Annotated in this window: 22 protein-coding genes; 14 read left to right on the top strand and 8 right to left on the bottom strand. The window is 59.3% G+C overall.

Annotated features, from left to right (window positions below):
- Positions 1 to 126: 126 nt before the first annotated feature.
- Together QRN38_RS00700 and QRN38_RS00695 are read left to right on the top strand one after the other, a co-directional pair.
- Positions 127 to 1,059 carry an ABC transporter ATP-binding protein gene (locus QRN38_RS00700; protein WP_005619741.1) on the top strand — a complete coding sequence of 311 codons (933 nt, stop codon included), beginning with the start codon at positions 127 to 129 and terminating at the stop codon, positions 1,057 to 1,059.
- Positions 1,056 to 1,844 (top strand): ABC transporter permease, encoded by a 789-nt coding sequence (locus QRN38_RS00695; RefSeq protein ID WP_005619739.1) that lies wholly within the window; start codon positions 1,056 to 1,058, stop codon positions 1,842 to 1,844. The genes QRN38_RS00700 and QRN38_RS00695 overlap by 4 nt, the downstream gene beginning before the upstream one ends.
- Before the next feature lie 33 nt (positions 1,845 to 1,877).
- On the opposite strand, the gene QRN38_RS00690 is transcribed toward QRN38_RS00695, so the two are convergent.
- The 6 genes from QRN38_RS00690 to QRN38_RS00665 are packed head-to-tail and all read right to left on the bottom strand — an operon-like array spanning position 1,878 to position 9,872.
- The gene (locus QRN38_RS00690) at positions 1,878 to 2,792 is read right to left on the bottom strand and encodes a hypothetical protein (protein WP_057417606.1); all 915 of its coding nucleotides are present in this window, start codon (positions 2,790 to 2,792) and stop codon (positions 1,878 to 1,880) included.
- Positions 2,789 to 3,694, bottom strand: a complete 906-nt coding sequence (locus tag QRN38_RS00685) for a DUF6708 domain-containing protein (protein WP_057417605.1) — start codon at positions 3,692 to 3,694, stop codon at positions 2,789 to 2,791. The genes QRN38_RS00690 and QRN38_RS00685 overlap by 4 nt, the downstream gene beginning before the upstream one ends.
- Positions 3,691 to 6,618, bottom strand: a complete 2,928-nt coding sequence (locus QRN38_RS00680; protein ID WP_233594513.1) for a hypothetical protein — start codon at positions 6,616 to 6,618, stop codon at positions 3,691 to 3,693. The genes QRN38_RS00685 and QRN38_RS00680 overlap by 4 nt, the downstream gene beginning before the upstream one ends.
- A complete protein-coding gene (locus QRN38_RS00675; RefSeq protein ID WP_233594514.1) occupies positions 6,587 to 7,000 on the bottom strand; it encodes a toxin VasX in 414 nt (137 codons plus the stop codon). The genes QRN38_RS00680 and QRN38_RS00675 overlap by 32 nt, the downstream gene beginning before the upstream one ends.
- A complete protein-coding gene (locus QRN38_RS00670; RefSeq protein WP_011104750.1) occupies positions 6,997 to 7,848 on the bottom strand; it encodes a DUF4123 domain-containing protein in 852 nt (283 codons plus the stop codon). Before QRN38_RS00670 ends, QRN38_RS00675 begins: the two co-directional genes overlap by 4 nt.
- Positions 7,845 to 9,872 (bottom strand): type VI secretion system Vgr family protein, encoded by a 2,028-nt coding sequence (locus QRN38_RS00665; protein ID WP_057417604.1) that lies wholly within the window; start codon positions 9,870 to 9,872, stop codon positions 7,845 to 7,847. The genes QRN38_RS00670 and QRN38_RS00665 overlap by 4 nt, the downstream gene beginning before the upstream one ends.
- Before the next feature lie 237 nt (positions 9,873 to 10,109).
- Between QRN38_RS00665 and QRN38_RS00660 the strand changes: the two genes are divergently transcribed.
- From QRN38_RS00660 to murB, 7 genes are all read left to right on the top strand, one after another.
- Entirely contained in the window at positions 10,110 to 12,326 is a 2,217-nt protein-coding gene (locus QRN38_RS00660) for a DNA internalization-related competence protein ComEC/Rec2 (RefSeq protein ID WP_057417603.1), read from the top strand.
- An 82-nt stretch (positions 12,327 to 12,408) separates the two neighbouring features.
- Complete coding sequence (pocA, locus tag QRN38_RS00655) at positions 12,409 to 13,086, top strand: flagellar polar localization protein PocA (protein ID WP_003381119.1); 678 nt, start codon at positions 12,409 to 12,411, stop codon at positions 13,084 to 13,086.
- Positions 13,083 to 13,514, top strand: coding sequence for a flagellar polar localization protein PocB (gene pocB, locus QRN38_RS00650; RefSeq protein ID WP_003381117.1), 432 nt, complete (start codon positions 13,083 to 13,085; stop codon positions 13,512 to 13,514). The genes pocA and pocB overlap by 4 nt, the downstream gene beginning before the upstream one ends.
- Positions 13,514 to 14,509 (top strand): tetraacyldisaccharide 4'-kinase, encoded by a 996-nt coding sequence (gene lpxK / locus QRN38_RS00645; protein WP_005770644.1) that lies wholly within the window; start codon positions 13,514 to 13,516, stop codon positions 14,507 to 14,509. The genes pocB and lpxK overlap by 1 nt, the downstream gene beginning before the upstream one ends.
- A gap of 17 nt (positions 14,510 to 14,526) precedes the next feature.
- Complete coding sequence (locus QRN38_RS00640) at positions 14,527 to 14,712, top strand: Trm112 family protein (protein ID WP_003381112.1); 186 nt, start codon at positions 14,527 to 14,529, stop codon at positions 14,710 to 14,712.
- Positions 14,709 to 15,473, top strand: a complete 765-nt coding sequence (kdsB, locus tag QRN38_RS00635) for a 3-deoxy-manno-octulosonate cytidylyltransferase (protein WP_005770642.1) — start codon at positions 14,709 to 14,711, stop codon at positions 15,471 to 15,473. Before QRN38_RS00640 ends, kdsB begins: the two co-directional genes overlap by 4 nt.
- 34 nt (positions 15,474 to 15,507) lie before the next feature.
- Positions 15,508 to 16,527, top strand: coding sequence for a UDP-N-acetylmuramate dehydrogenase (gene murB / locus QRN38_RS00630; protein ID WP_057417602.1), 1,020 nt, complete (start codon positions 15,508 to 15,510; stop codon positions 16,525 to 16,527).
- A gap of 282 nt (positions 16,528 to 16,809) precedes the next feature.
- On the opposite strand, the gene rne is transcribed toward murB, so the two are convergent.
- A complete protein-coding gene (gene rne, locus QRN38_RS00625) occupies positions 16,810 to 20,148 on the bottom strand; it encodes a ribonuclease E (RefSeq protein WP_412779200.1) in 3,339 nt (1,112 codons plus the stop codon).
- A 717-nt stretch (positions 20,149 to 20,865) separates the two neighbouring features.
- Between rne and rluC the strand changes: the two genes are divergently transcribed.
- From rluC to QRN38_RS00610, 3 genes are read left to right on the top strand one after another with little or no spacing between them, the layout of a single operon-like run.
- On the top strand, positions 20,866 to 21,822 hold the full coding sequence (gene rluC / locus QRN38_RS00620) for a 23S rRNA pseudouridine(955/2504/2580) synthase RluC (protein ID WP_005619727.1): 957 nt from the start codon (positions 20,866 to 20,868) through the stop codon (positions 21,820 to 21,822).
- On the top strand, positions 21,812 to 22,474 hold the full coding sequence (locus QRN38_RS00615) for an HAD-IA family hydrolase (RefSeq protein ID WP_005770637.1): 663 nt from the start codon (positions 21,812 to 21,814) through the stop codon (positions 22,472 to 22,474). The genes rluC and QRN38_RS00615 overlap by 11 nt, the downstream gene beginning before the upstream one ends.
- A 23-nt stretch (positions 22,475 to 22,497) precedes the next feature.
- Entirely contained in the window at positions 22,498 to 23,496 is a 999-nt protein-coding gene (locus tag QRN38_RS00610) for a S49 family peptidase (RefSeq protein ID WP_007245839.1), read from the top strand.
- A 52-nt stretch (positions 23,497 to 23,548) separates the two neighbouring features.
- On the opposite strand, the gene QRN38_RS00605 is transcribed toward QRN38_RS00610, so the two are convergent.
- Positions 23,549 to 24,127 (bottom strand): Maf family protein, encoded by a 579-nt coding sequence (locus tag QRN38_RS00605; RefSeq protein ID WP_007245840.1) that lies wholly within the window; start codon positions 24,125 to 24,127, stop codon positions 23,549 to 23,551.
- A 106-nt stretch (positions 24,128 to 24,233) separates the two neighbouring features.
- On the opposite strand from QRN38_RS00605, the gene QRN38_RS00600 reads away from it, so the two are divergent.
- A complete protein-coding gene (locus QRN38_RS00600) occupies positions 24,234 to 24,761 on the top strand; it encodes a YceD family protein (protein WP_003381104.1) in 528 nt (175 codons plus the stop codon).
- Positions 24,762 to 24,774: 13 nt separating this feature from the next.
- Positions 24,775 to 24,957: a 50S ribosomal protein L32 gene (rpmF, locus tag QRN38_RS00595; RefSeq protein ID WP_002552688.1), complete on the top strand. Its 183-nt coding sequence runs from the start codon at positions 24,775 to 24,777 to the stop codon at positions 24,955 to 24,957.

Here is a 24,957-nt window from a genome sequence, read left to right as displayed (position 1 = left end):
TATTTACTATTAACAGATGTGTCTGTACTTGAATGACCCAGCCGCGCACCATGCCGGCTGGATCTTCACGACAGTTGGCTGCTCGCGGCCAGATCATTTCCTTTTCTGACGGGTACTTTCTCCGATATGTCTTCTGCTCTGTCCATTCGGCAGCTCACCAAAACCTACGGCAACGGTTTCCAGGCCCTGAGTGGCATTGATCTGGACGTTGCTGAAGGTGATTTCTTCGCTTTGCTCGGCCCTAACGGCGCAGGCAAATCCACGACCATCGGCATCATCTCGACACTGGTCAACAAGACCAGCGGCACGGTGAACATCTTCGGCCACGACCTGGACCGCGAACCCGCTGCGCTCAAGCGCTGCATCGGCGTGGTGCCGCAGGAATTCAACTTCAATCAGTTCGAAAAGACTTTCGACATCGTTGTGACTCAGGCCGGTTACTACGGCATCCCGGCGAAAATCGCCAAGGAACGCGCCGAGCAATACCTGACGCAACTTGGCCTGTGGGACAAACGTGACGTGCCTTCGCGCTCGCTGTCCGGCGGCATGAAACGACGCCTGATGATTGCCCGCGCGCTGATTCACGAACCGCGCCTGCTGATTCTCGATGAGCCCACCGCGGGCGTGGATATCGAGCTGCGCCGTTCGATGTGGACGTTTCTAACCGAACTGAACAAAAAAGGCATCACCATCATCCTCACCACGCACTATCTGGAAGAGGCTGAACAGCTGTGCCGTAACATCGGCATCATTGACCACGGGGTGATCGTGCAGAACACCGGCATGAAGCAATTGCTCAGCACCCTGACCGTCGAAACCTTCGTGCTGGACCTCAAAGCCTCGTGGCAAACCGCGCCGCAACTGCCTGGCTTCCCCAGCCGCTTGCTGGACAGCCACACCCTGGAAGTTCAGGTCGACAAGAACGTCGGTATCACCGCGTTGTTCAGCCAATTGGCCTTTCAGAACATCGAAGTGTTGAGCCTGCGCAATAAATCCAATCGCCTTGAGGAATTGTTCGTGTCCCTGGTGGAAAAAAACCTTGCGAAGGTGGCGCTATGACCGTGCAGAGCGGCGAGTTGCGCCCCAACCTGATTGCCCTGAAGACCATCGTGTATCGCGAAGTCCATCGTTTCATGCGGATCTGGCCGCAGACCCTGCTGCCGCCTGCGATCACCATGGTTCTGTACTTCGTGATCTTCGGTAACCTGATCGGCCGTCAGATCGGCGACATGGGTGGCTTTACCTACATGCAGTACATCGTGCCGGGGCTGATCATGATGTCGGTGATCACCAACTCCTATGGCAACGTGGTCTCGAGCTTCTTCGGCGCCAAGTTTCAGCACTCCATCGAAGAACTGATGGTGTCGCCGGTCTCCCCGCACACCATCCTGATCGGGTATACGCTGGGCGGCGTGTTGCGCGGTCTGATGGTGGGCTTCATCGTCACCATGCTGTCGATGTTCTTTACCGACCTGCAAGTGCACCACCTGGGCGTGACCATAATTGTGGTCGTGCTGACGGCGACGATCTTCTCGTTGCTGGGTTTCATCAACGCAGTGTTTGCGCGTAACTTCGACGATATCTCGATTATCCCGACGTTCGTGCTGACCCCGTTGACCTACCTGGGCGGCGTGTTCTACTCGATCAACCTGCTGCCGCCATTCTGGCAGACCGTGTCACTGGCCAACCCGGTCCTGCACATGGTCAACGCCTTCCGCTACGGCATTCTGGGTGTCTCCGACATCAAGATCAGCATCGCCCTGGCGTTCATGATCGTCGCGACCTTCGTCCTGTACTTCGGCTGCGCACGGCTGCTGGTGAGCGGGCGTGGTATGCGTCAGTAACATCGGGTGACGATGACCCGCTTGTGTGGCGGGTCACTCGTTTATGGATTGGCTTTCTTCATGGCGGGCCAAGGCAGCTTCCAGCTCCGCAGAGCGGGTTGCCCACTGTTCGGGTAGTAAAGGTTTTGACCATTCGACGATGTCTGGGTGTTCAAGGTCGGGTGGGGGTGAGAGCTTCCAGCGTTCCAGCACATCGATCAGCAGCGTGTTGAAAATGAACAATCCGAAAAAGCCCTCCCATAGCAGAGCCAGAAACCAGCCTTTTCGCCTTGCAGCCTCGAAAACATCATCAACGTAGGTCGCCCATATGCCTTTTGGGCGGTGGAATCTGGATGTCCTGTCGGACACGGCATCTGGCCCGATTTCCATGTAACTACGCATACACTCCCAAAGTGCCATTGCAGTTTCGCCCCCACCGCAATTGAAACCCATGCTGAAGTGCTTGTTGTCTTCTGATGCTTCGGGGTCAGGATTTTCAAATCCGATGAAAAGCCGCCCCGTTGTGACGCGACCCGCCTGACCGATGCTGGAGCACTGGGTGGCAGCCGCTGTGACTGACTCCCACGGGACGATCCAGTATTCACCGTTGTCACGAGGTACACAGGCTTCGCGGCGCTGACGATTGAAGCGGACGGGTGGGGGAGTAGGGCGAAGCAGGCCTTGGACGAGCATCAGGGTGGGGATGCCGGTGATAATTCCCCCCAGCCAAAGCAAGTCGATATCGTTCAAGCCGTAGGCCAAACTGATAAACATGATCATCATCGGCCATATCACCATCACTGCCGACCCCACGCTGTAGCAGCCGATGTCGAGATAAACCTCGTTTTTGCGCCAGATGATGTTGAGTGAGTCGACGGGTTGCTGGCCGGTAGGCAGCGGCAGCGGTGCCAGGTAGTCGTTCTGTGAAAACAGTTTCTTCTGGCGGGTGCCAGCGGGATGGCTGCTCATGATGTCGCCGCCTGTTGTGCCAGAGCGGCCAGTAGCTCAGGTGAGGGCGTTGCCCACTGTTCGGGTGGTAAAGATTTTGACCATTCAATGATGTCTGGGTATTCCAGATCGGGTGGGGGCGAGAGCTTCAGATTTTGCAGCTTTTCCGCTAGATAAGTGCCCAGAATCGTGATGAAGAATAAGCCGTGCAGCACATCGAACACATCACCTTTGCGCAGACTGGTGAAGATTGATCCTATTTGCGTTTTTTCATAGGGCATCGCGCCGACGCGGCTTTCAGGCACCGCCACCGGCCCGATTTCCATGTAACTACGCATACACTCCCAAAGTGCCATTGCAGTTTCGCCCCCACCGCAATTGAAACCCATGCTGAAGTGCTTGTTGTCTTCTGATGCTTCGGGGTCAGGATTTTCAAATCCGATGAAAAGCAGCCCCGTTGTGACGCGACCCGCCTGACCGATGCTGGAGCACTGGGTGGCAGCCGCTGTGACTGACTCCCACGGGACGATCCAGTATTCACCGTTGTCACGAGGCACACAGACTTCGCGGCGCTGACGATTGAAGCGGACGGGTGGGGGTGTTGGGCGGAGTAGGCCGTGAACGAGCATCAGGGTGGGGATGCCGGTGATGACTGCTCCGGCGATCAGCATAAATATGCTGAGTTGTGGTATTAGATTTCTAAAGCTGTAAGCCAGGGTCAGATAAAAAATCATCATCGGCCATATCACCATCACTGCCGACCCCACGCTGTAGCAGCCAATGTCGATATAAACCTCGTTTTTGCGCCAGATGATGTTGAGTGAGTCGACGGGTTGCTGGCCGGTGGGCAGTGGCAGTGGTGCCAGATAGTCGTTTTGTGAAAACAGTTTCTTCTGGCGGGTGCCAGCGGGATGGCTGCTCACCGTCTGATCCCGGGTTGCAGGAATACAGAGCACTGCTGTTCGCCCAGTTTGTATACCTGAGCACCGTCCAGTTTCGGAGTGGGATCATTGCGCAGGGCAATAACGCCATTTTCGGGCGTTACGGTAAAGGCCAGACCTTGCGCGCCGCCGATGAAGCCCTGAACACCGTATAGCGCGGTGAACGGTGTCCCGTAGCGCACGCGCAACGACACGCTGCGTGGCAACGAGCCGAGTTCGCGATCGACACGCTTGAAAACACCGGTAAGACGCAGCCCTTGGCCTTGTGCTACGGGAATCCACTCGCAAGTGCTGTTTCTCAGCCAGTGAGCGCCCATGTTGCGCACGGTGTGAGGACGTTCGGTCAGGCCAGGCGCGCCACGTGTTTCCAGCCAGAGCTGATAATCCATCGGGTCGCCGATCATCGACAGGTCCAGCCGGATGTTGTTGGGTGTCGCACCGGGCAGATCGATGGTCAGGGTCTTGATGTAGCCTTGGTAGGTTATTCCGTCGCGGTTGTCCGCCGGGAGAGCTTCTTCCTCTGCCGTGAAACTGATGCGGGGTGCGTAGAGAATAAGATAGAGGCGATCCAGCTCTTCCATCTGGCGCTTCTGACTGATGGGTGACTGGTCATGCGCACGTTGCCTGGACCAACAGCAATTACTCAAGAAGTTTTGTAACGGGGTTTGCTGAAGATACCAAGCGATCAGGTACAGAACGCCCAGTAGGGCAATTATCCAGACTATCGGCCCCATCCATAGCATATAGCCCGCAATGGCTACGTCTAAGGAGATGATGCCGAGAAGTGCGCGGGATGTGTAGGCGATTCCGACGATGGCTTGTGCGCCATAGGCAGCTACTTGTCCACCGACTACCTGCTGCCTTATTTCTAGCCAAGGGTCAGAGGAACCATGCGCGTTCTCCAGCTGCTGTCCGAGAGACAGAAATTCTGTTGTGGCTCCTGCCAGTGAAAGTCCCCCAATAACCCCCCCAAACAGAGTAATCGTCGGTGTCATCGCACTGCCCCTGCCCAGAACTTCTATCCCCATCCCCTTGCGCACCTGACTGTCCAGCACCGCAACCAATGCCGCCCCCCAATACAGCGCCGCAGAAGCCGTATCGTTGATCCTCTGCTCGTCCATCTTTTCAAGCGCACCGGCCTGATTCAGGTAGTTGTGGGTATTCAGGGTATTGAGCAGCAGCACGACCATTGGGGCCAGGCCGCCGCTGTTTTGTACGGCGGGTGAGTTGACGATTCTTGCGACCTGGCCGATGGAGATTGCGTGGGCGGTGCTTTTTACCCAGTGCACGAAGTCATTGATGCCGGGGCCGAAGGCCTGGAGCAGGCGGGTCCCGCCTTCGTTTATGACTCGGGTGCCTACTTCATTGCCCAGCCGGGCGGCCATGAGGATGGTGGTCCAGGCCCCGCTGAGGCGGTCGGTATGTTCACTTTTGAGCAGCAACAAGGCAGCGCCAAGACGTTTGACCAGCGTGCTCCAGACACCTGTGGCATCGCGAGCCATGTTGCTCATGTCGGAGAGAATCGGTTCGGCCAGATGCTCCAGTACTTTGGCCATGGCCTGACGTGCGTTGTCCTGGTTCTCCAGGCTCAGCGCGGCGAGTAGCTCGCCCAGTCGCGTTTCGCTATTGAGCGCGCCTTCAAGCGTCGGGCTCCAGGCAAAGAACAGTTGGCGTAGTGCGCCGGAATTTGCGCTGCGCACATACTCGGCGTATTGCTCGGCACCCAGGCTGCGCACACATTGCGCGCTCAGGCAGGCCATGGCCAGTTCATCCAGCCACAAACGGTGCGCGGGGTTGGTGTAATCCACGAACCATGTACCGCTCTGATGCCGTTTCAGAAACTGACTGCGATCCGCATAAAGTGTCGTGTGGCGGGCTTCCACGCGCTGGTAGTGGTCTGGCGCGGTCTGGTCCAGCCAGGCGTTCATCAACGGCAGGTCGATGTACTCGCCGACCTTGGCACTGACGTGATGGTTTTCCAGGTTGCTGACCTTTTCCTTCCGGTACTCGCGCACCACGCTTTCCACCTCGTCACTCAGGTCGGCGGGAATGAACGCTTTGACCGGCTCCACGGCTTCCTGGCGTTTGATCCGCAGCGCTTCGATAAGCCTGTCGGCCTGCTCGCGGCTGTACTGACGTCCTCTGCCGCGACTGACCCGGACCGCCTCTTTATTGAGTTCGTCTACACGCTGGCTGGCGTCCAGCAACAGTTGACCCTGCGCTGTCGTGATCTGAATATCCCGCTCGCGGTAGCGATACTTCAGCAGGCTTGCTACCTCGCCGGGCTCCTCGGTGACCAGGGTGCGAATGAAGCCGCCAATGCCCAGATGCAGGTTGTGATCCTCCTGCCATCTGGCGTGAGCGATTTCCACTTGCTCCTGCTCATGATTGATATCGCGCAGTACGCCCAGATCATCGTCCAGGCACGCGAATACCGACCATAAGCCCTGCGCCTGTTTGCGGGTATTTTCCAGCCAGGCCTGCGTGCGCAGGGCTTCCCAGGGCTGGGTGCTCCAGGCACCAGGCGCCACGTCATCTTCCCGGGCGTCGGGATAGTGCCTGGTCATGCTCTCACGCTCTTTATTATCGCGTGTCATCTTGACGTAGGCGTTGATGTTGGCGGAGGACGGGTCGCGTCTCATGACCTCGGCCAGTTTCTCGGTTTTTTCTCTGTTGAGCTCGCCGTTGCGCCGTTGATCGATTGTTACCGCCCAGGCAAAGGTGTCCGGTATCAGTTCGGCAATAACCTGCTCGGCTGCTGAAAGCGGTGGGCAGTGCGGGGCATGAAGAGCGTCGGCCACCTCGCGCAGGTCGATGGAGCGCATGTGTTGTTGGCGGACCTCCCGCTCGCTCAGGCGCGCGCAGTGCTTTACGTCAAGCGGCTGCTCGGTATAGAGCAGTTTCATGAAGCTTGTCGAGGGCCAGACCCGACAGCGAGCCGCTTTCAATCGCCGTAGCATTGTCAGCCAGTGCCTGAGGCTCCAGCATGCCCTGTGCTGATACGGCAAAGCGTTGCAGCGGTCCATGCCGTTGCCATACATAGAGAAAACCGCTTCGCAGTTGCCGAGCAGCCATCGCGTGGCTTTGCGGCGTTACGCCGGGCTGAAAAGCGGAATGAGTGGCTGCTTGCTCCGCAAGTGCATAACGCACAGGCACCACAAACACCTTTGCCTGGCTGGCAGGACAGCTTGCCACCGGGCTGTTGATATCGTCGTGAGGTCTTGTGCTGGCTGCGCGGTCGGCGTCAGCCAGACGGATGATCGCTGTGTGGCTTTCCCGGTTACTCATACGGCAGACTCCATGTTGCGGATGAGTTGGCGGGGCAGTTCAGCAAGCAGCTCGTCCAGGCGCTCTTCGGGCGACATAAACCGCTTTTCGAGAATGACCTGATAAGGCGCATGAGTGTCGCCGTGAGGAAAGTTCGCACCCAGGCAAGCGAAAAGCGCGACCCAGCGGGTGACCTGACTGTCGGTGCTGTAGCCATGACGTGCCGCGCTTTTTCGGCAGGCTTTTGCCCATTGATGTCTTTCGTCGGGGCCAAGCCCCTCAAGTGTTTCAGGAAAGAAACGTTGGCAGTGATCAAGCAGGTGCCGGTCGAACCGCTCTTGCTGAGCCTGGCACAGGGTGTCGAGCTGTCTGCTGCCAAGGGTAAGCCAGGGCTTATCTGAATAGCGTGCAGCGCGTTGTTCTGGCCCGTGCCGACAGATCGACAGATCACTACCATCTCTCAGGGGGAGTCTGATCAAGTCGATGGGGCCCAGCATCGAATCAAGCTCATGGTTTTCCAGACTTGCCAGCCACAGTCGTGTAATGCGCGGATCGTAATAACGAAAAAGCACGGTCACACCACTGTCCAGTTGCACATGCACCAGGCTGCGCAAATGCTCGATGAGCTCGGATTCTTTGGCCGCAGATTCCAGCCAGATGCCCGAATCATCCCGCCATTGCTGCTTGAACATTTCCTGCAACGGTATGTTTGACGTGACCTCAACCAGCATGGGGCCGCAGTCTGCAAGCGTTTCGTAGGCGGTGTTCACATAGAGCGGTTGGCACCGGGCGAACTCTTTCATGTGCAGAAGGCGCTGGGCGAGATCGTTGATCAGGGCTGCATCCAGTAACAGATAAACGCGGCTCATGGTTGTTCTCCCTTCAACTTCAGGCAAATAGCACACACTGGAGCCGCTTTTGCTGCTGCATCCTGAAATGCCTGTTTCTGTGAGGCAAGAGAGGCGCTCAGTAGCGCCGCTACAGGCGTCGGCAGCCCTGATACAGAACGTGCCCCGATGAAAGGAACGCCCCCCGGATTGATAGGACTGCTGCTGAAAATACCGCCAGCGCCTATGACGATGTGCTGACCACCTGCCTTGAGGGTAAGGCTCGCACCTGCATCCAGAATCAGGTTGGTGCCAGCCTTGATATGAACCTGCTGTCCTGCTTCGGCGACCAGAATCTGTCCGGCATGCCAGTAACTGTTGTTGTCCACGTGCAGATAATCATCTGCTTTTACCCGGACTTTGCGGTCTGCCCCTACGGTGCGCCGTTCCTCTGTTTCTACAACGCTGATGCTATTGCCCTTGACGGTTTCCAGCCGGTCATTGCCCACTTCGATACGGCTGTCATGGTTGATTTTCTGTTCCATGTCACGTTGTGCGCGCACATAGATAAGCTCTTGCTCGCTACGGTCCTCCAGATAGAGTTCGTTGAAACCGCCGCCGCCAGGCGTGCTGCGGCTGCGAAAGACACTGCGGGTTTGATGGGCCGGGAGTTCGTAGGGTGCTGGATTCAGGCTGTTGGGCAGGCAACCGCTGACCACCGGCTGATCCGGGTCTCCATCGATAAAGGTCACCAGCACTTCCATGCCTACGCGCGGAATGGTGACGCTGCCGTGCATGTTCCCGGCCCATTGGGACGCAACTCTCAGCCAGGTGCTGCTTCGTGCGTTAAACGTGCTCTCACGGTCCCAGTGGAACTGAACCTTGATTCGGCCATGGCTATCGCAGTGAACCTGCTCCGATTCAGGGCCGGTGACACGGGCTGTCTGACTGCCGAAGATGCGAGGCTTGCGGTGCTTGAGAGCGGGCCTGAAAAATACGTTCCAGGGCGTTGCAACGAAACTGTTCCTGTAGCCCTGAGTGAAGTTCTCTCTATCAAGGATATTGCCAACGAGCGCTTCTTCCAGAACCTGCGGTTGTTTGCCCTGATGATGCACGCGTGTCAGTAGCCAGAGCGTGTTCCATTCTTTTCGAGGATGATCGCTGAGCTGCAGAAAATGCCCGCTGACCAGCGCGGGCTGGTCGCTTTTCCCCTCTGCCTTTTGATAGTCACAACGGTGGCGCTCCAGAGCGTGCTGGCTCAACAGTTGGCCTCGGTCGCGGGTGTGAAAACTACCCGGATAGGTGTAGTCCTCAAGGTCTGGTTGGACCTTGTCCTTGTCAGGATGGTAGTCGGCTTGCGGCTGCCATCCGGCGTTCTCGAAGTTGTAATCGCGCCTGGCGGTATGACTGGTGCGGGTTTCCAGGCGCGTGCCGAAGCTGCGGACAACGGGCTCGTCAGCAGCCATCCCGCTGTCTTGATGGTAGGCGGTGGCCCGTGCCAGCTTACGGAATATGCTCTGGTTATCGCCGAATACCAGAACATGGCTTTTGCGGCTGTGCTGGAAATGGAAGTGCATGCCTTCCTCTTCGCACAGGCGCTGTATGAAATGCAGATCGGTTTCCTGGTACTGCACGCAATACTCACGAGGCAAGTAGCACGTATTGAGTTGAAACTGATGCGCGCTTTCGAAAATACCGTGGTCCTTGAGCACCAGGCTGATGATTTGCGGAACGGTCAAGGACTGAAAAATGCGCTGATTGGTGCGGTGTGCCAGATAGCTAAAATGGGGAGCCAGCGTGACGCTGTAATGCGTCAGCCGTCTGCCCGAGTCACGTTGACTGACCTGATAGATCTGCCCGTGGATGCCTGATTCCATGCCGTCGAATGCCAAGAATGCCTGTTTGTGCAAAAGCTGCTCGAGGTCTGGGTCAGCGCATTCGCTGACCAGATCTATCGTGAACGCATAGGGCCTGCTGATGCCTTCCGTACCGTCGAAGGCAAGCACTTGAAATGCGTAGGGCGATTCTTCGATAGTCAGACTGAAACGATGTTCTGGTGCAGGCATTTACGTGTCCCGGTCTACAGTTGTTTTTGGCGGGCGGCACGCTAACAATCCATCACCGAAAAAAATGCAGGAAATTTCCGAGTTTTAGTGCGGATAATGGACAGCTCCTTTCAAGGGCGGGTTTTTACGCTGTTGAAGCGCGCTGAATGACAGGTTTTCAAATCCCGCAACACACCAGCGCTTCCGACATTTCAAGATTGCGCTGATCCTTGAAGCTTTCCGCTTCAAGGAACCACCATGCGCTCAGGGATGATCGCGCTCGCGTTGGGGCTTGTGGCCCTGCGCTTTCTGCCGGTTTTGCCGCCGACCTGGCTCTTGTTGCTGATGCCGATACTGGCCTTGATGCTGCTGCCGTTTCGCACCTATCCACTGGCGCTGTTCCTGCTCGGCTTCACGTGGGCGTGCGTTTCGGCGCAGTGGGCGTTGAACGACCGTTTGCAGCAACGGCTGGACGGCCAGACGCTGTGGCTGCAAGGCAAAGTGGTCGGTTTGCCAAGCGTTGCCGAGGGCGTGGTGCGTTTCGAGCTGGAGCACGCCACGTCGCGGCGGGCGAAGTTGCCTGCGTTGATCCGTGTGGCGTGGTACGGCGGCCCTGAGGTGCGCAGCGGCGAGCGCTGGCGTCTGGCGGTCAAGCTCAAGCGCCCCGGTGGGCTGGTCAACCCTGATGCTTTCGATTATCAGGCCTGGCTGCTGGCCCAGCGCATCGGCGCGACCGGTACGGTGGTGGACGGTCGAAGGCTGGCGCCCGCGCATGCGGCCTGGCGCGACGGTATTCGTCAGCGTTTGCTGGTGGTTGATGCACAGGGCAGGGAAGGCGGGCTGGCCGCGCTGGTGCTGGGCGATGGCTCGGGGTTGTCGAGTGGCGACTGGCAGGTGCTGCAAGACACCGGCACCGTGCACCTGCTGGTGATTTCCGGGCAGCACATCGGCTTGCTTGCTGGCGTTATTTACGCGCTGGTCGCAGGTCTCGCCCGCTGGGGACTGTGGCCACGGGCTTTGCCCTGGCTGCCCTCGGCCTGTGCGCTGGCGTTCATTGCTGCGCTGGGCTACGGATTGCTGGCCGGTTTCGAGGTGCCGGTGCGGCGCGCCTGTGTGATGGTCGGCATGGTCTTGCTGTGGCGTTTGCGCTTTCGGCATCTGGGTGTGGTCTGGCCGTTTTTGCTTTCCTTCAACGCGGTGCTGATCGTTGAGCCGTTGGTGACGTTGCAGCCGGGTTTCTGGCTGTCTTTTGCAGCGGTCGGCATTCTGGTACTGATTTTCAGCGGCCGTCTGGGCACCTGGAGCTGGTGGCAGAGCTGGACTCGCGCGCAGTGGCTGATCGCTCTTGGCCTGCTGCCTATTCTGCTGGCGCTGAACCTGCCGATCAGCCTCAGCGGCCCGTTTGCCAACCTACTCGCGGTGCCTTGGGTCAGTGTGATCGTCCTGCCGCCAGCACTGATCGGCACGTTGCTGCTGCCGGTCCCCGTTGTTGGCGAGGGCCTGCTCTGGCTGGCGGGAGGCGCGCTGCAATGGCTGTTCGTGTTTCTCGGTTGGGTGGCCGAGGCCTTGCCCGCCTGGCTGCCCAGTGCGGTGCCTGGCTGGGCATGGCTGTTGAGTCTGCTCGGGGCCTTTGTTTTATTGCTGCCCAAAGGTGTGCCGCTGCGCCTGTTGGGCTGGCCATTGTTGTTGCTGTGCGTGTTTCCGCCGCTCAAGTCTGTGCCGATGGGGCAGGTCGAGGTGTTGCAACTGGACGTGGGGCAGGGGCTGGCGATTCTGCTGCGCACCCGCAATCACACACTGCTCTACGATGCAGGGCCGCGTTTCGGTGAGTTCGATATCGGCCAACGGGTGGTCGTGCCGGCGATGCGCAAGTCCGGTGTTCGTCACTTGGACCTGATGCTGATCAGCCATGCCGATGCGGATCATGCCGGCGGGGCGGCAGCGGTTCATCGGGCATTTCCGGTGAACCGCGTGCTGGGCGGGGAACTGACCCGGCTCGCCCCGCAACTCGATGCCCGGCTGTGTGAGAACAACGAGCGCTGGGAATGGGATGGCGTGGTGTTTTCCACCTGGCGCTGGGAGCAGGCGCCCAACGGTAATGCCGGGTCCTGCATGCTGAGCGTCGACGCCGGTGGTGAGCGTCTGCTGCTGACGGGCGACATTGATGTGCACGCCGAGCGTGCGGCAATGGACAGCGGTTTTGACCTTCGTGCCCACTGGTTGCAGGCTCCGCATCACGGCAGCCGCAGTTCATCCTCCAAAGTGTTTCTGCAGGCGGTTGCGCCGCTGGGCGTGCTGATTTCCCGTGGGCAGAACAATGCTTTCGGTCATCCGCATCCGTTGGTCATGTCGCGGTACCGATGGTTGGGAATTACCCACCATGACAGCGCCGAACTAGGTGCCATCAGTCTGCAACTGGGGGCGTTCGGCCAGCCTCGGGCGGAACGGGCGCAGCGGCGTTTCTGGCGTGACTGAGTGAAGGGATATCGATCGAGGCGTTCGGCACTTGGCGACCCCTATGATAGAGTGGCGCCAATTTTTCGAGGGAGTGATCACTGTGTGGGAACTGGTCAAATCGGGTGGCTGGATGATGCTGCCGATCATTTTGAGCTCCATCGCCGCTGCCGGCATTATCATCGAACGCCTGTGGACCCTGCGCGCCAGCCGCATCGCGCCGCCGCACCTGCTGGGTCAGGCGTGGCAGTGGATTCAGGAAAAGAAACTCGATAACGAAAAGCTCAAGCAGTTGCGCGCCGACTCGCCGCTGGGCGAAATCCTTGCCGCTGGCCTGGCCAATTCCAAGCATGGTCGCGAGATCATGAAAGAATGCATCGAAGAAGCCGCCGCCCGTGTCATCCATGACCTGGAGCGCTACCTGAGCGCGCTGGGCTCTATCGCCGCGATGGCCCCGTTGCTCGGTCTGCTCGGTACGGTGCTGGGCATGATCGAGATCTTCGGTTCGTTCAACAGCACCGGTGCAACGGCCAATGCCGGTGTGCTGGCGAGCGGTATCTCCAAGGCACTGATCTGTACCGCATCGGGCCTTATCGTCGCGATCCCGGCGATCTTCTTTCACCGCTTTCTGCAAAGCCGTGTCGATGAGCTGGTGGTCGGCATGGAGCAGCAGGCGATTCGTCTGGTTGAAGTGGTGCAGGGCGACCGTGATGTCGATCTGATCGACGCCAAAATCGACCTCAAGTCGCTGGCCAGGGCAGGCGGGAGCAAGAAGAAGTGAAATTTCGCCGCCGCAGGCCCCGGGAAAACATCGACATCAATCTGGTCTCGCTGATCGACGTGGTGTTCATCCTGCTGCTGTTCTTCATTGTGACCACCACCTTCACCCGTGAAACCCAATTACGGGTGGACCTGCCGCAGGCCGTCACCGGTACGCCCGAGGTGGACGCCGCTGCGAAGCATCTGGACATCGCCATCAATGCAGACGGCATTTTTTCCCTGAACAACCAGCTCTTGCCGAAAAACGATCTGGCGACCTTGATCGACGCGCTGCAACGCGAGTCGGCGGGCGATACCAGCCTGCCGCTGTCGATCAGTGCAGACGGCAAAACCCCACATCAATCGGTCATCACCGCGATGGATGCGGCGGGCAAACTGGGGTTCAGTCACCTGCGCATGACCACTGTCGAGGCCACACCGGCTAACTGATGGCACTTACCGACCGCTTGCTTGATGCCTGGTACAAGGGCCACCCTGCGCTGACGCTGCTGCGGCCACTCGAAAGCCTTTATCGACGCGTCGTGGATGGCAAGCGGGCGAAATTTCTGGCTGGCGAGGGCGATATCTATCGGGCGCCGGTGCCGGTCATCGTGGTGGGCAACATCACGATTGGCGGCACCGGCAAGACTCCGCTGATTCTGTGGATGATCGAGCACTGTCAGCGTAAAGGCCTGCGTGTCGGCGTGGTCAGTCGCGGCTACGGCGCCAAACCGCCAAGCCTGCCCTGGCGCGTTCAGCCTGACCAGAGTGCCAGCGAAGCGGGTGACGAGCCGTTGCTCATTGTGCAGCGCAGTGGCGTGCCGCTGATGATCGACCCTGATCGCAGCCGCGCCGTACAGGCTTTGCTCGCTGCCGAGCCGCTGGACCTGATTCTTTCCGACGATGGCCTGCAACATTACCGCCTGGCCCGTGACCTTGAGCTGGTACTGATCGATGCCGCCCGCGGCCTCGGCAATCGCCGCTGTTTGCCGGCCGGCCCTCTGCGCGAACCGGTCGAACGTCTGAGCAGTGTCGATGCCTTGCTGTACAACGGTGCGACGGCGGATCGCGATGACGGCTACGCCTTTACGCTCAAGCCGTCGGCGCTGATCAACCTGCGCAGCGGCGAGCGCCAGCCGGTCAGCTATTTTCCGGCCGGACAGGCGCTGCACGCGGTCGCCGGAATCGGCAACCCTCAACGTTTCTTCAACACCCTCGAAGGACTACACTGGCGACCGGTGACTCATGCGTTCGCCGACCATGCGCTCTACAGTGTGCAGGCGCTGACATTCACACCCGCATTGCCCTTGGTCATGACCGAGAAGGATGCGGTGAAATGTCGTGCTTTCGCAGCGGATGACTGGTGGTATCTGGCAGTCGATGCAGTACCGTCCGATGCCTTTGTCGGCTGGTTCGATGAGCAGTTGTTACGTCTTTCTCCATGATTGCTTCAGGATCTCCTATGGACACCAAATTACTCGACATCCTCGCTTGCCCGATCTGCAAGGGGCCCTTGAAGCTTAGCGCCGACAAGACCGAGCTGATCAGTAAAGGCGCAGGCCTTGCCTATCCGGTTCGCGACGGCATTCCGGTGATGCTCGAAAGCGAAGCCCGCACCCTGACCACCGATGAGCGGCTGGACAAATGACGGCAGCGTTCACCGTTGTCATCCCGGCGCGTTACGGCTCCAGCCGCTTCCCCGGCAAACCGCTGAAAACCATTGCTGGCAAACCTATGGTTCAGCTTGTCTGGGAGCAGGCACGCAAAAGCAGTGCCGAGCGCGTGGTGATCGCCACCGATGATGCGCGCATCGTCGAGGCTTGCCGCGCATTTGGCGCCGAAGTATTGCTGACCCGCGATGATCATAATTCCGGCACCGACCGGCTGGCCGAGGTGGCCACGCAACTGGGGCTGGCAGCTAACGCGATTGTGGTCAATGTTCAGGGCGACGAGCCGCTGATCCCGCCTGCGGTGATCGATCAGGTGGCGGCCAATCTGGCGAAGCATCCCGAGGCTGGCATGGCGACACTGGCCGAGCCCATCGACGATGTGGCTGCGCTGTTCAACCCCAATATCGTCAAGGTCTCGACCGACATCAATGGCCTGGCGTTGACGTTCAGTCGCGCGCCGTTGCCCTGGGCGCGTGATGCGTTGGCCAGAAGCAAGGACGAGTTGCCTGCAGACGTGCCGTATCGTCGTCATATCGGCATCTATGCCTACCGTGCGGGCTTTCTGCATGACTTCGTCAGTTGGGGGCCGTGCTGGCTGGAAAACACCGAAAGCCTCGAGCAACTGCGTGCGCTGTGGAATGGCGTCCGCATCCACGTCGCCGATGCACTTGAAGCGCCACCGGGTGGTGTCGACACCCCCGAAGACCTTGAGCGCGTAAGACGCCTTCTGGAGGCGTGATGCGGGTTATTCAGCGGGTGGGGAAGGTAAGGGCATGACCTTGCACGTGCAGTCTGCGGTTTCCTTGAGGCCGTTCAATACCTTTGGCGTTGATGTTCAGGCGCGGTTGTTTGCCCAAGCGCGCAATGACGACGAAGTTCGTAAGGCTCTGGCTTATTCGACCGAACATGACGTGCCGCTGCTGGTGATCGGCGGCGGCAGCAACCTGCTGCTCAGTGGTGATGTGCAAGCTTTGGTGCTGCGCATGGCCAGCCGCGGCATTCGCATCGTGCGCGAAGATTGTCTTGAAGCGATTGTCGAGGCGGAGGCGGGCGAGCCCTGGCATCCGTTTGTACAGTCTTGCCTTGAACTGGGGCTGGCGGGGCTTGAAAACCTCAGTCTGATACCCGGTACTGTCGGCGCGGCACCGATGCAGAATATCGGTGCTTATGGCGTCGAGATCAAAGACGTTTTTCACGGCCTGACGGCGCTTGATCGTGAAACGGGTGAGCTGCGCGAGTTTGCTCTGCAGGACTGTGCGTTTGGCTATCGTGACAGCGTATTCAAGCATCAGCCCGGACGCTGGCTGATCCTGCGCGTGCGCTTCAAGCTTTCGCGCGAAGCCAATCTGCACCTTGAATACGGGCCGGTTCGTCAGCGTCTCGACCAACTGGGTATCGATAAGCCGACCCCCTTCGATGTCAGTCGGGCAATCTGCGCCATTCGCAGTGAAAAGCTGCCTGACCCTGCGGTATTGGGCAACGCAGGCAGCTTTTTCAAGAACCCACTGGTTGCTGCCGAGTTGTACGCAACGATCAAAAGCCAGCATCCGGGCGTAGTGGGCTACCCACAGGCCGATGGCCAGGTGAAGCTCGCGGCGGGTTGGCTGATCGAGCAGGCTGGCTGGAAAGGCTACCGTGATGGCGACGCTGGGGTGCACACGCTCCAGTCGCTGGTGCTGGTCAATTACGGGCACGCCAGTGGGTTGCAGCTATTGAATCTGGCACGCCGCATCCAGGCTGATATCGTCGAGCGTTTCGGTGTTGAACTGGAGATGGAGCCGAATCTCTACTGAGGTCGGACGGCCACCTTTGTAGTGAAACCGGGCGACGCTTTGCTCGTCCGCGATCTCTGGAAATGTAGGAGCGGACTCGTCCGCGATGGGATGCGGAGCCAAGACCGGCCATCCTGGTTGTATCTGGTGCACCGAGGCAGCTGGTTTTGCTGCCGGTTTCGGCAGTTCGCGGACAAGCGAAGCGTCGCCCGGTCCGCTCCTACAGTCGATGTGTTTCCCTGAATCACAGACGTGAAAAAGCCCCGCCTGTCTGCACAGGCGGGGCTTTTTCATGGGCCGGGATTAAACGAGGGGTTTAGGCTCGGTTTCTTTCTCGGCTTCATGGTGCGGCTGAACTGCAGGTTGCTCAGTTGTCGCCACGTCAGTCTTTTCCTCGGTGGCCTGGGAAGGCTGGGCCGATTCTGCTTGCGCGCTGGCAGCAGTTGTTTCCTGCTGGCGGCGTGCTTCTTCTTCGCGCTTGCGGCGACGAACTTCACGTGGATCGTTCGGTGCACGGCCGGTGCTGCTGACCGGTACAGCCGGTGTTTCGACGATCACTGGTTCCTGCTCTGCTGGTGCAGATGCTTGTTCCTCGACAGCGGCTTGAGGCGCGATGTAAGGAGCAGGCTCGTCTTTCACGAACGCAGCAGGCTCGGCAGCAGGTGCCTCGACAGGCGTTGGCAGTTCGGATGATTCAGTGGCTGGCACTTGCTCATGAGCCGCTGCTTCGACCGGCGCTTGTGGCGCAGGTGCAGGCGTTGGCGTGAACGGCACGACGCGCTCTGCGTGAGGTGCTTCGAACAGCTCGGTCTGCGCGGCAATAGCCGGGGCTTCGACCGCTGCAGGCTGAACTTCCACTTCCGGAGCAGGCTGAGCAACTGGCGCATCGTCTGCAACCGGCGCTTCAACAGCAGGCACTTCGGCCGTCTGCTCTGCTGCCGGTGCTTGAGGTGCTGGCGTTTCAACTGCCGATGTTTCAGCTACCGGTGCTTCGACCGCAGGTGTTTCGACAACAGGAGCATGGGCAACAGCAGCCTGTTGCACAGGTTCTGCGGCTGGAGCGCTTTGGGTGGTGCTGTTTGCGCGCTCTGCCTGCTGGTGCGCATCGGCTTCGGCCGTGGCGCTGATTACACCGCTTGCTGCCGCGGCGGTGAAGCCCAGACCCGCCGACAGATCGGTGGCGCTGTTGTCTTCGTCGTTAACGGTTTCTTCAGCGCCGTTTTCTTCCGAACCGTTCTCTTCAGAACCTTCGATCACGTTGCCGTTGGCATCACGCTGACGCTCGCGACGGTTGCTGCGACGACGCTGACCGCGAGAACGGCGGCGAGGACGATCACCTTCGCTGCCATCGTTGCCATCCTGATTGTCGTCGTTGGCCTGTTCGTCGTTGAGCAGCACTTCCTCTTCTTCGCTCACGGCAACCGCAGCCTGTTCGGCGCGTGGTTGACGTTCTTCACGCGGTGCGCGCGGTTGGCGTTCTTCGCGTGGCGCGCGTTCAGGGCGCTCCTCACGAGCCAGGCTCACGGCAGGACCGGCCTGGGCTGCGGTGGCGACTGCGTCCAGAGGCTCGCGCAGTTCGCGGACCGGACGATCTTCACGGGCTTCACGCGGCTTGCGCTCACGGGATGTACGTGCCGGACGCTCTTCGCGCGGCGCTGACTCTTCGCGGGCTTCACGAGGCTCGCGAACGGCGCGTTCTTCACGCGGTGCACGTTCTTCGCGAGGCGCACGCTCTTCACGCGGTGCGCGTTCTGCACGTTCTTCGCGGGGTGCACGCTCTTCACGAGGCTTGCGCTCTTCGTCACGACGGTTGTTGCGGCCACGGCTTTGTTGACGACCGTTGCGACGCTCTTCGTTACGTGCCGGGCGCTGTTCGGCAGCAGGTTTTTCAACCACAGCCGGTGCAACAACAGGCTCTTCCTTGGTCGCGAACAGGCTGACCAGCGATTTCACCAGACCCTTGAACAGGCTTGGCTCGTGAGCGACAGGCGCAGGCGTTGGAGCAGGCGCAGCGACTTCCACCGGAACAGGTGCGTTGGCACGTGCCGGGGCTGTCTTGACGGCGGCTTCCTGGCGAACCAGGGTGCGGGTTGCTGCGGCCAGTGGGGCAATTTCTTCCAGTTCGGCAGCGGCAGCGGCGATCTCGTAGCTGGTCTGGCTGTTGTGCGCTTCCGGGCTGTCGTCACGCAGACGCTGAACCTCGAAGTGCGGCGTTTCGAGCTGGTCGTTCGGCAGAATGATAATGCGCGCACGGGTGCGCAGTTCGATCTTGGTGATCGAGTTGCGCTTCTCGTTGAGCAGGAACGCAGCCACCGGTATCGGCACCTGAGCACGTACTTCTGCAGTACGGTCTTTCAGGGCTTCTTCTTCGATCAGACGCAGGATGGCCAGCGACAGCGATTCGACGTCACGGATGATGCCGGTGCCGTTGCAGCGCGGGCAGACGATGCCGCTGCTTTCGCCCAGCGATGGGCGCAGGCGCTGACGGGACATTTCCAGCAGACCGAAGCGCGAGATGCGACCGACCTGAACGCGGGCGCGGTCGGCTTCGAGGCTTTCGCGGACTTTTTCTTCCACGGCGCGCTGGTTCTTGGCCGGCGTCATGTCGATGAAGTCGATGACGATCAGGCCGCCGATGTCACGCAGACGCAATTGGCGGGCGATTTCCTCAGCCGCTTCAAGGTTGGTCTGCAGGGCGGTTTCTTCGATGTCGCTGCCTTTGGTGGCGCGCGCCGAGTTGATGTCGATGGACACCAGGGCTTCGGTCGGATCGATAACGATGGAACCACCGGAAGGCAGTTCGACAACGCGCTGGAAGGCGGTTTCGATCTGGCTTTCGATCTGGAAGCGGTTGAACAGCGGCACGCTGTCTTCGTACAGCTTGATCTTGCTGGCGTACTGCGGCATCACCTGGCGGATGAAGGTCAGGGCTTCTTCCTGGGCTTCGACGCTGTCGATCAGGACTTCGCCGATGTCCTGGCGCAGGTAATCGCGGATGGCGCGGATGATGACGTTGCTTTCCTGGTAGATCAGGAAAGGCGCCGAACGATCCAGGGACGCTTCCTTGATGGCAGTCCACAGTTGCAGCAGGTAATCGAGGTCCCACTGCATTTCTTCGCTGCTGCGGCCAAGGCCGGCAGTACGAACGATCAGGCCCATGTCGGCTGGAGCGATCAGGCCGTTCAGCGCTTCACGCAGTTCGTTGCGCTCTTCGCCTTCGATACGGCGCGAGATGCCACCGGCGCGAGGGTTGTTCGGCATCAGGACCAGGTAACGGCCGGCAAGGCTGATGAAAGTGGTCAGGGCTGCGCCCTTGTTGCCACGTTCTTCTTTCTCGACCTGAACGATGACTTCCTGGCCTTCGCTCAGGACGTCCTTGATGTTGACGCGGCCTTCAGGGGCTTTCTTGAAGTACTCGCGGGAGATTTCCTTGAGGGGCAGAAAGCCGTGGCGCTCAGAGCCGAAATCGACAAAGGCAGCCTCAAGGCTGGGTTCGATACGAGTGATCCGGCCTTTATAGATGTTGGCCTTCTTCTGCTCGCGTGCACCTGACTCGATGTCCAGGTCGTAGAGGCGCTGGCCGTCTACCAGTGCAACACGCAACTCTTCGGGTTGAGTTGCGTTAATCAGCATTCTTTTCATGTAGTACCGTCGGTTTCCGGGCTGCCGGAAACGGCGTTCGGCACACACGACTTCTCACGGTCGGTGTCAGGGCGCGTCAGGAGTGGTTGGCCACTCCAGTGTCTAGCGAGGTCCTCGCCCAGAGGGGGCGGAGGGTCGCGACGACGTTTCCTGCTTGCTGTGGTGGCATAAGACACCCTTTTCAGCAAAAGCTTTGTCAGGAGGAGGAATCGACCATCGGTAGCGGACGAGATGAAGCGTCTAAAACAAGCCTTGTGCTACACAGTCCGATGGTTGTGCGTCTCCACCCTACACGTATCCCTGATAATTCGGGTGCTGCCGCGCGCAGAATCCGCAGCGGGTTGGCATTTACCGCGATCTTCGATAGGGAAGGTCGCGCATCATGGCTTGAGGCGTTGTTCCCGAAGCATTCGCCCTTAGCGTCTGGAAGCGACTGCACTTTGTGAACTGGCCATGGACTGTCCGCACTGGTCGCGAGCTGTCTGCTCTGCGATCAGGCGTGTTTCCGGCCTCATGTCACCTGCGCTTGTTACGCTTCCAGCGTGCTCCGTTGTCACCGAACACTGCGTAGGACGGCCTCCCGTCCTTGTGAATTGCGTTGGTCAGGGCCGGTTGTCAACCGTTGGTCCGCTGTCCGGCCGCTTTTGGCGGCGTTCGCGACTATAGCAGCAATCATTAAGTGCTTCAAATCCATAAAAAATTGTTATGATTTGCGGCATGACGAATATTGCCCCTCCAACCCCCGGCGTTCAGCTGGTTGAGGTTGCGCCGGAACTTGCCGGTCAACGCATCGATAATTTTCTGATCACTTATCTCAAGGGTGTGCCCAAGACCTTGATTTACCGCATTTTGCGCAAAGGCGAAGTGCGTGTGAACAAGGGCCGGATCAAGCCCGAATATAAGTTGCAGGCAGGCGATATCGTGCGCATCCCCCCTGTGCGCGTGCCTGAGCGCGACGAGCCCGTGCCGGTTGCGCAGGCCCTGTTGCAGCGCCTTGAGGCGGCGATTGTCTACGAAGACAAGGCGCTGATCGTGCTCAACAAGCCTGCGGGCATTGCCGTGCACGGTGGCAGCGGCCTCAGTTTCGGCGTGATCGAAGCCTTCCGCCAGCTGCGCCCGGACGCCAAGGAGCTTGAACTGGTGCATCGCCTCGATCGCGACACCTCGGGCCTGCTGATGATTGCCAAGAAGCGCAGCATGCTGCGTCACCTGCATGAAGCCCTGCGTGGCGACGGCGTCGACAAGCGTTACATGGCGCTGGTTCGCGGCAACTGGGCCACGGCGCAAAAGCAGGTGCGGGCACCATTGCTCAAGAGCAACCTGCGCTCCGGCGAGCGGATGGTCGAAGTCAACGAGGAAGGCAAGGAGGCGCTGACGCTTTTCAAGGTGCTGCGTCGTTTCGGCGACTTCGCCACGATGGTCGAGGCCAAGCCGGTGACCGGGCGTACTCACCAGATCCGCGTGCACACACTGCACGCGGGTCATGCCATCGCGGGCGACACCAAGTACGGCGACGAGAGTTTCAGTCGTGAGATTCGCGATCTGGGCGGCAAGCGCCTGTTTCTGCATGCCTACATGCTGACCGTGCCGATGCCTGATGGCAGCAAATTGAATGTGCAGGCACCCGTCGACGAGATGTGGGCAAAGACAGTGGAGCGTCTGAGTGCAACGTGATTACGATCTGTTGATTTTCGACTGGGACGGCACGCTTGCCGATTCGGTCGGGCGAATTGTGCTGTCCATGCGGGCAGCGGCGCTCGAAGGCGGGCTTGAGATCCGCGACGACTTGGCCATCAGGGGTATTATCGGTCTGGGGTTGCCTGAGGCAATTCGCACCCTCTATCCGAAGATCAGCGACAGTCGTCTGAACGAGTTCCGCCAGCACTATGCCGACAGCTACATGGCAATGGATAACGAACCTTCGCCTCTGTTCGACGGCGTTGTGGAGTCGATGCTGGCGTTTCGCGAGGATGGCTATCGGCTGGCGGTCGCCACCGGCAAGGCGCGGCGCGGGCTTGATCGGGTGCTGAAAGCCAATGGCTGGCTGGACTATTTTGATATCACGCGTGCCGCCGACGAGACGGCCAGCAAGCCTGATCCATTGATGCTCAACGAGATCATGGCGCACTGTGATGTGGCGCCGCAGCGTTCGCTGATGATTGGTGATGCGTCGTTCGATCTGTTGATGGCACGCAACGCAGGTATGGATTCGGTCGCGGTGGGCTATGGCGCGCAGCCGCTGGATTCATTGCGTGAATTCGGTCCGCGTCTGGCCATCGAGCATTTTTCCGAGCTGCGTACCTGGCTGAACAGGCGCAGCGTCTAGTTTTCTGTGAGGGTGAGTGAAGCATGTCTGACGAATGGAAAGCGCCTGTCTCGCAAAAAACGGACGAGGCCATTGAGAGCAGGGAAGAGGCCAAAAGCTGGAAACTTCTTGAAAAGACGCTGCTGGCCAGCGTGCAGGAACAACGACGTGCACGCCGCTGGGGGATTTTCTTCAAGTTGCTGACGGTCGCGTTTCTGTTTGTAGCGATCGTCTTGCCGATGCTGGACTTTGAAGGCGGTGCATCTCGCCGTTCCAGTCACACCGCATTGATCGACGTGCAAGGCGTAATTGCCGACAAGGAATCGGCCAGTGCCGAAAACATTACCACGGCACTGCGCGACGCGTTTGGGGATGAGAAAACCAAAGGTGTGATTCTGCGTATCAACAGCCCGGGCGGCAGCCCTGTGCAGTCAGGCTACGTTTATGACGAGATCCGTCGTCTGCGTGCCGAGAAGCCAAATATCAAGGTGTATGCCGTCATTACCGATCTGGGCGCCTCAGGTGCTTATTACATTGCCAGTGCTGCCGACCAGATCTATGCCGACAAGGCCAGTCTGGTGGGTTCCATCGGTGTGACGGCAGCCGGTTTCGGCTTTGTCGGCGCCATGGAAAAGCTGGGTGTTGATCGTCGTACCTACACGTCGGGTGAGCACAAGGCGTTTCTAGACCCGTTCCAGCCGCAGAAGGCCGATGAAACGCAGTTCTGGCAGAGCGTGCTGGACACCACTCATCGCCAGTTCATTGCCAGCGTCAAGCAGGGTCGCGGTGATCGCCTGAAAGACAAGGATCATCCGGAGATGTTCTCCGGGTTGGTCTGGACCGGCGAGCAGGCCGTGGCGCTGGGGCTGGTCGATGGCCTGGGCAGTGCCAGTTATGTGGCGCGAGAAGTGATCAAAGAGAAGGACATCGTCGAGTACACCGTCGAAGAGTCGCCTTTTGATCGTTTTTCGAAAAAGCTGGGCGCCAGTATCGCCGAGCGGATTGCCATGCTTGTCGGCTTTGGTGGTCCGAGCCTGCGCTGATCGTAAGCGAGCGAGACGGAGCCCGACCAATGGTCGGGTTCTTTGTCTGCACTCAAGGCACGCTCACGCCTTCCTTTATTAGCATGTCTACTAGGCGAATCAGTGGCAGGCCTATCAGGCTTGTTGCGTCAGCACCTTGCGTGCTGCGAAACAGGCTGACCCCCAAGCCTTCTGCCTTGAAGCTGCCAGCGCAATCGTAAGGCGTTTCTGCACGCAGGTAGCGTTCGATGCTGGCCTGGTCGAGTTCGCGCATGTGCACCGTGAAAGGCACGCAGTCGACCTGGCATTCGCCTGTCGAGCTGTTGAGCAGGGCGAGGCCGGTCAGAAACGTCACGCGGGTGTCGCTGGCCGCCGTCAGTTGTTCCCGTGCCCGCTCGAACGTGTGCGGCTTGCCCAATATCTGTCCGTCGAGTACCGCGACCTGATCGGAACCGATGATCAGGTGTCCTGGATACTCGCTCGCGAGTGCCTCGGCTTTCTCGCGGGCAAGCCGCTGCACAAGGTCGTGAGGGGGCTCGCCGGGGCGATGGCTTTCATCGATATCCGGCGACTCGCAGGCGAACGGCAGGCGCAGGCGGGCGAGCAGTTCGCGGCGGTAGGGGGAGCTGGAAGCAAGGAGCAGGGATGGCATGCGGTTCTCCGTAGGCTGAGTGTTGATTCTAAAGAGTGACCAGAGTGACGAACAGGCCTGAATTTCCTTTGACATGCCAAGGGGGCATCCCTAGAATGCTGCGCCTATGTTGAATGACCCGATTCCATCTCACGTTGACCCGCGCAAATTGTCTGATCGCGGCACTACCCTTCAGGGTGAAGTGCTGCTGGGCGATTTGAAGAGACTCTGCGACCCGCTTGCCGATACTGTCGGTACGGTGCAGGCGAAATTCATTTTTGAGCGCGACGAACGCCGATCAGTGGTTATCCACAGTTCGATAGACGTCTCGGTCAAGATGGTCTGCCAGCGTTGTCTTGAGCTGGTCACCCTGCCGATCCACAGCGAATGCAGTTATGCCGTGGTGAAAGAGGGTGCGAATACCCAGTCGTTACCGAAAGGTTATGACGTGCTGGAACTGGGCGAAGATCCTTTGGATCTGCTGGCATTGATCGAGGAGGAGCTATTGCTCGCCTTGCCCATTGTGCCTGCTCATCATCCTGAAGAATGCCAGCAACCGGCGGGTCTCGATGAGCCCGAACCGAGCGTGGACGAGGTAACGCGGTCCAACCCGTTCAGTGTATTGGCGCAGTTAAAGCGTGACCCAAACGTTTAGGAGTTAATCAATTATGGCTGTTCAGCAGAACAAAAAATCCCGCTCTGCCCGTGACATGCGTCGTTCGCACGACGCTCTTGAGGCAAGCACTCTGTCGGTAGAAAAGACCACTGGTGAAATTCACCTGCGTCACCACGTATCGCCAGAAGGCGTATACCGTGGTCGTAAAGTGATCGACAAGGGCGCTGACGAGTAA

Origin of the sequence: Pseudomonas sp. CFBP2511, assembly GCF_030209255.1 — a bacterium.
Lineage (GTDB): Bacteria > Pseudomonadota > Gammaproteobacteria > Pseudomonadales > Pseudomonadaceae > Aquipseudomonas > Aquipseudomonas avellanae.
The sequence above is the reverse complement of the archived record's forward strand: the minus strand, read 5'-3'. Positions and strand labels throughout refer to the sequence as shown.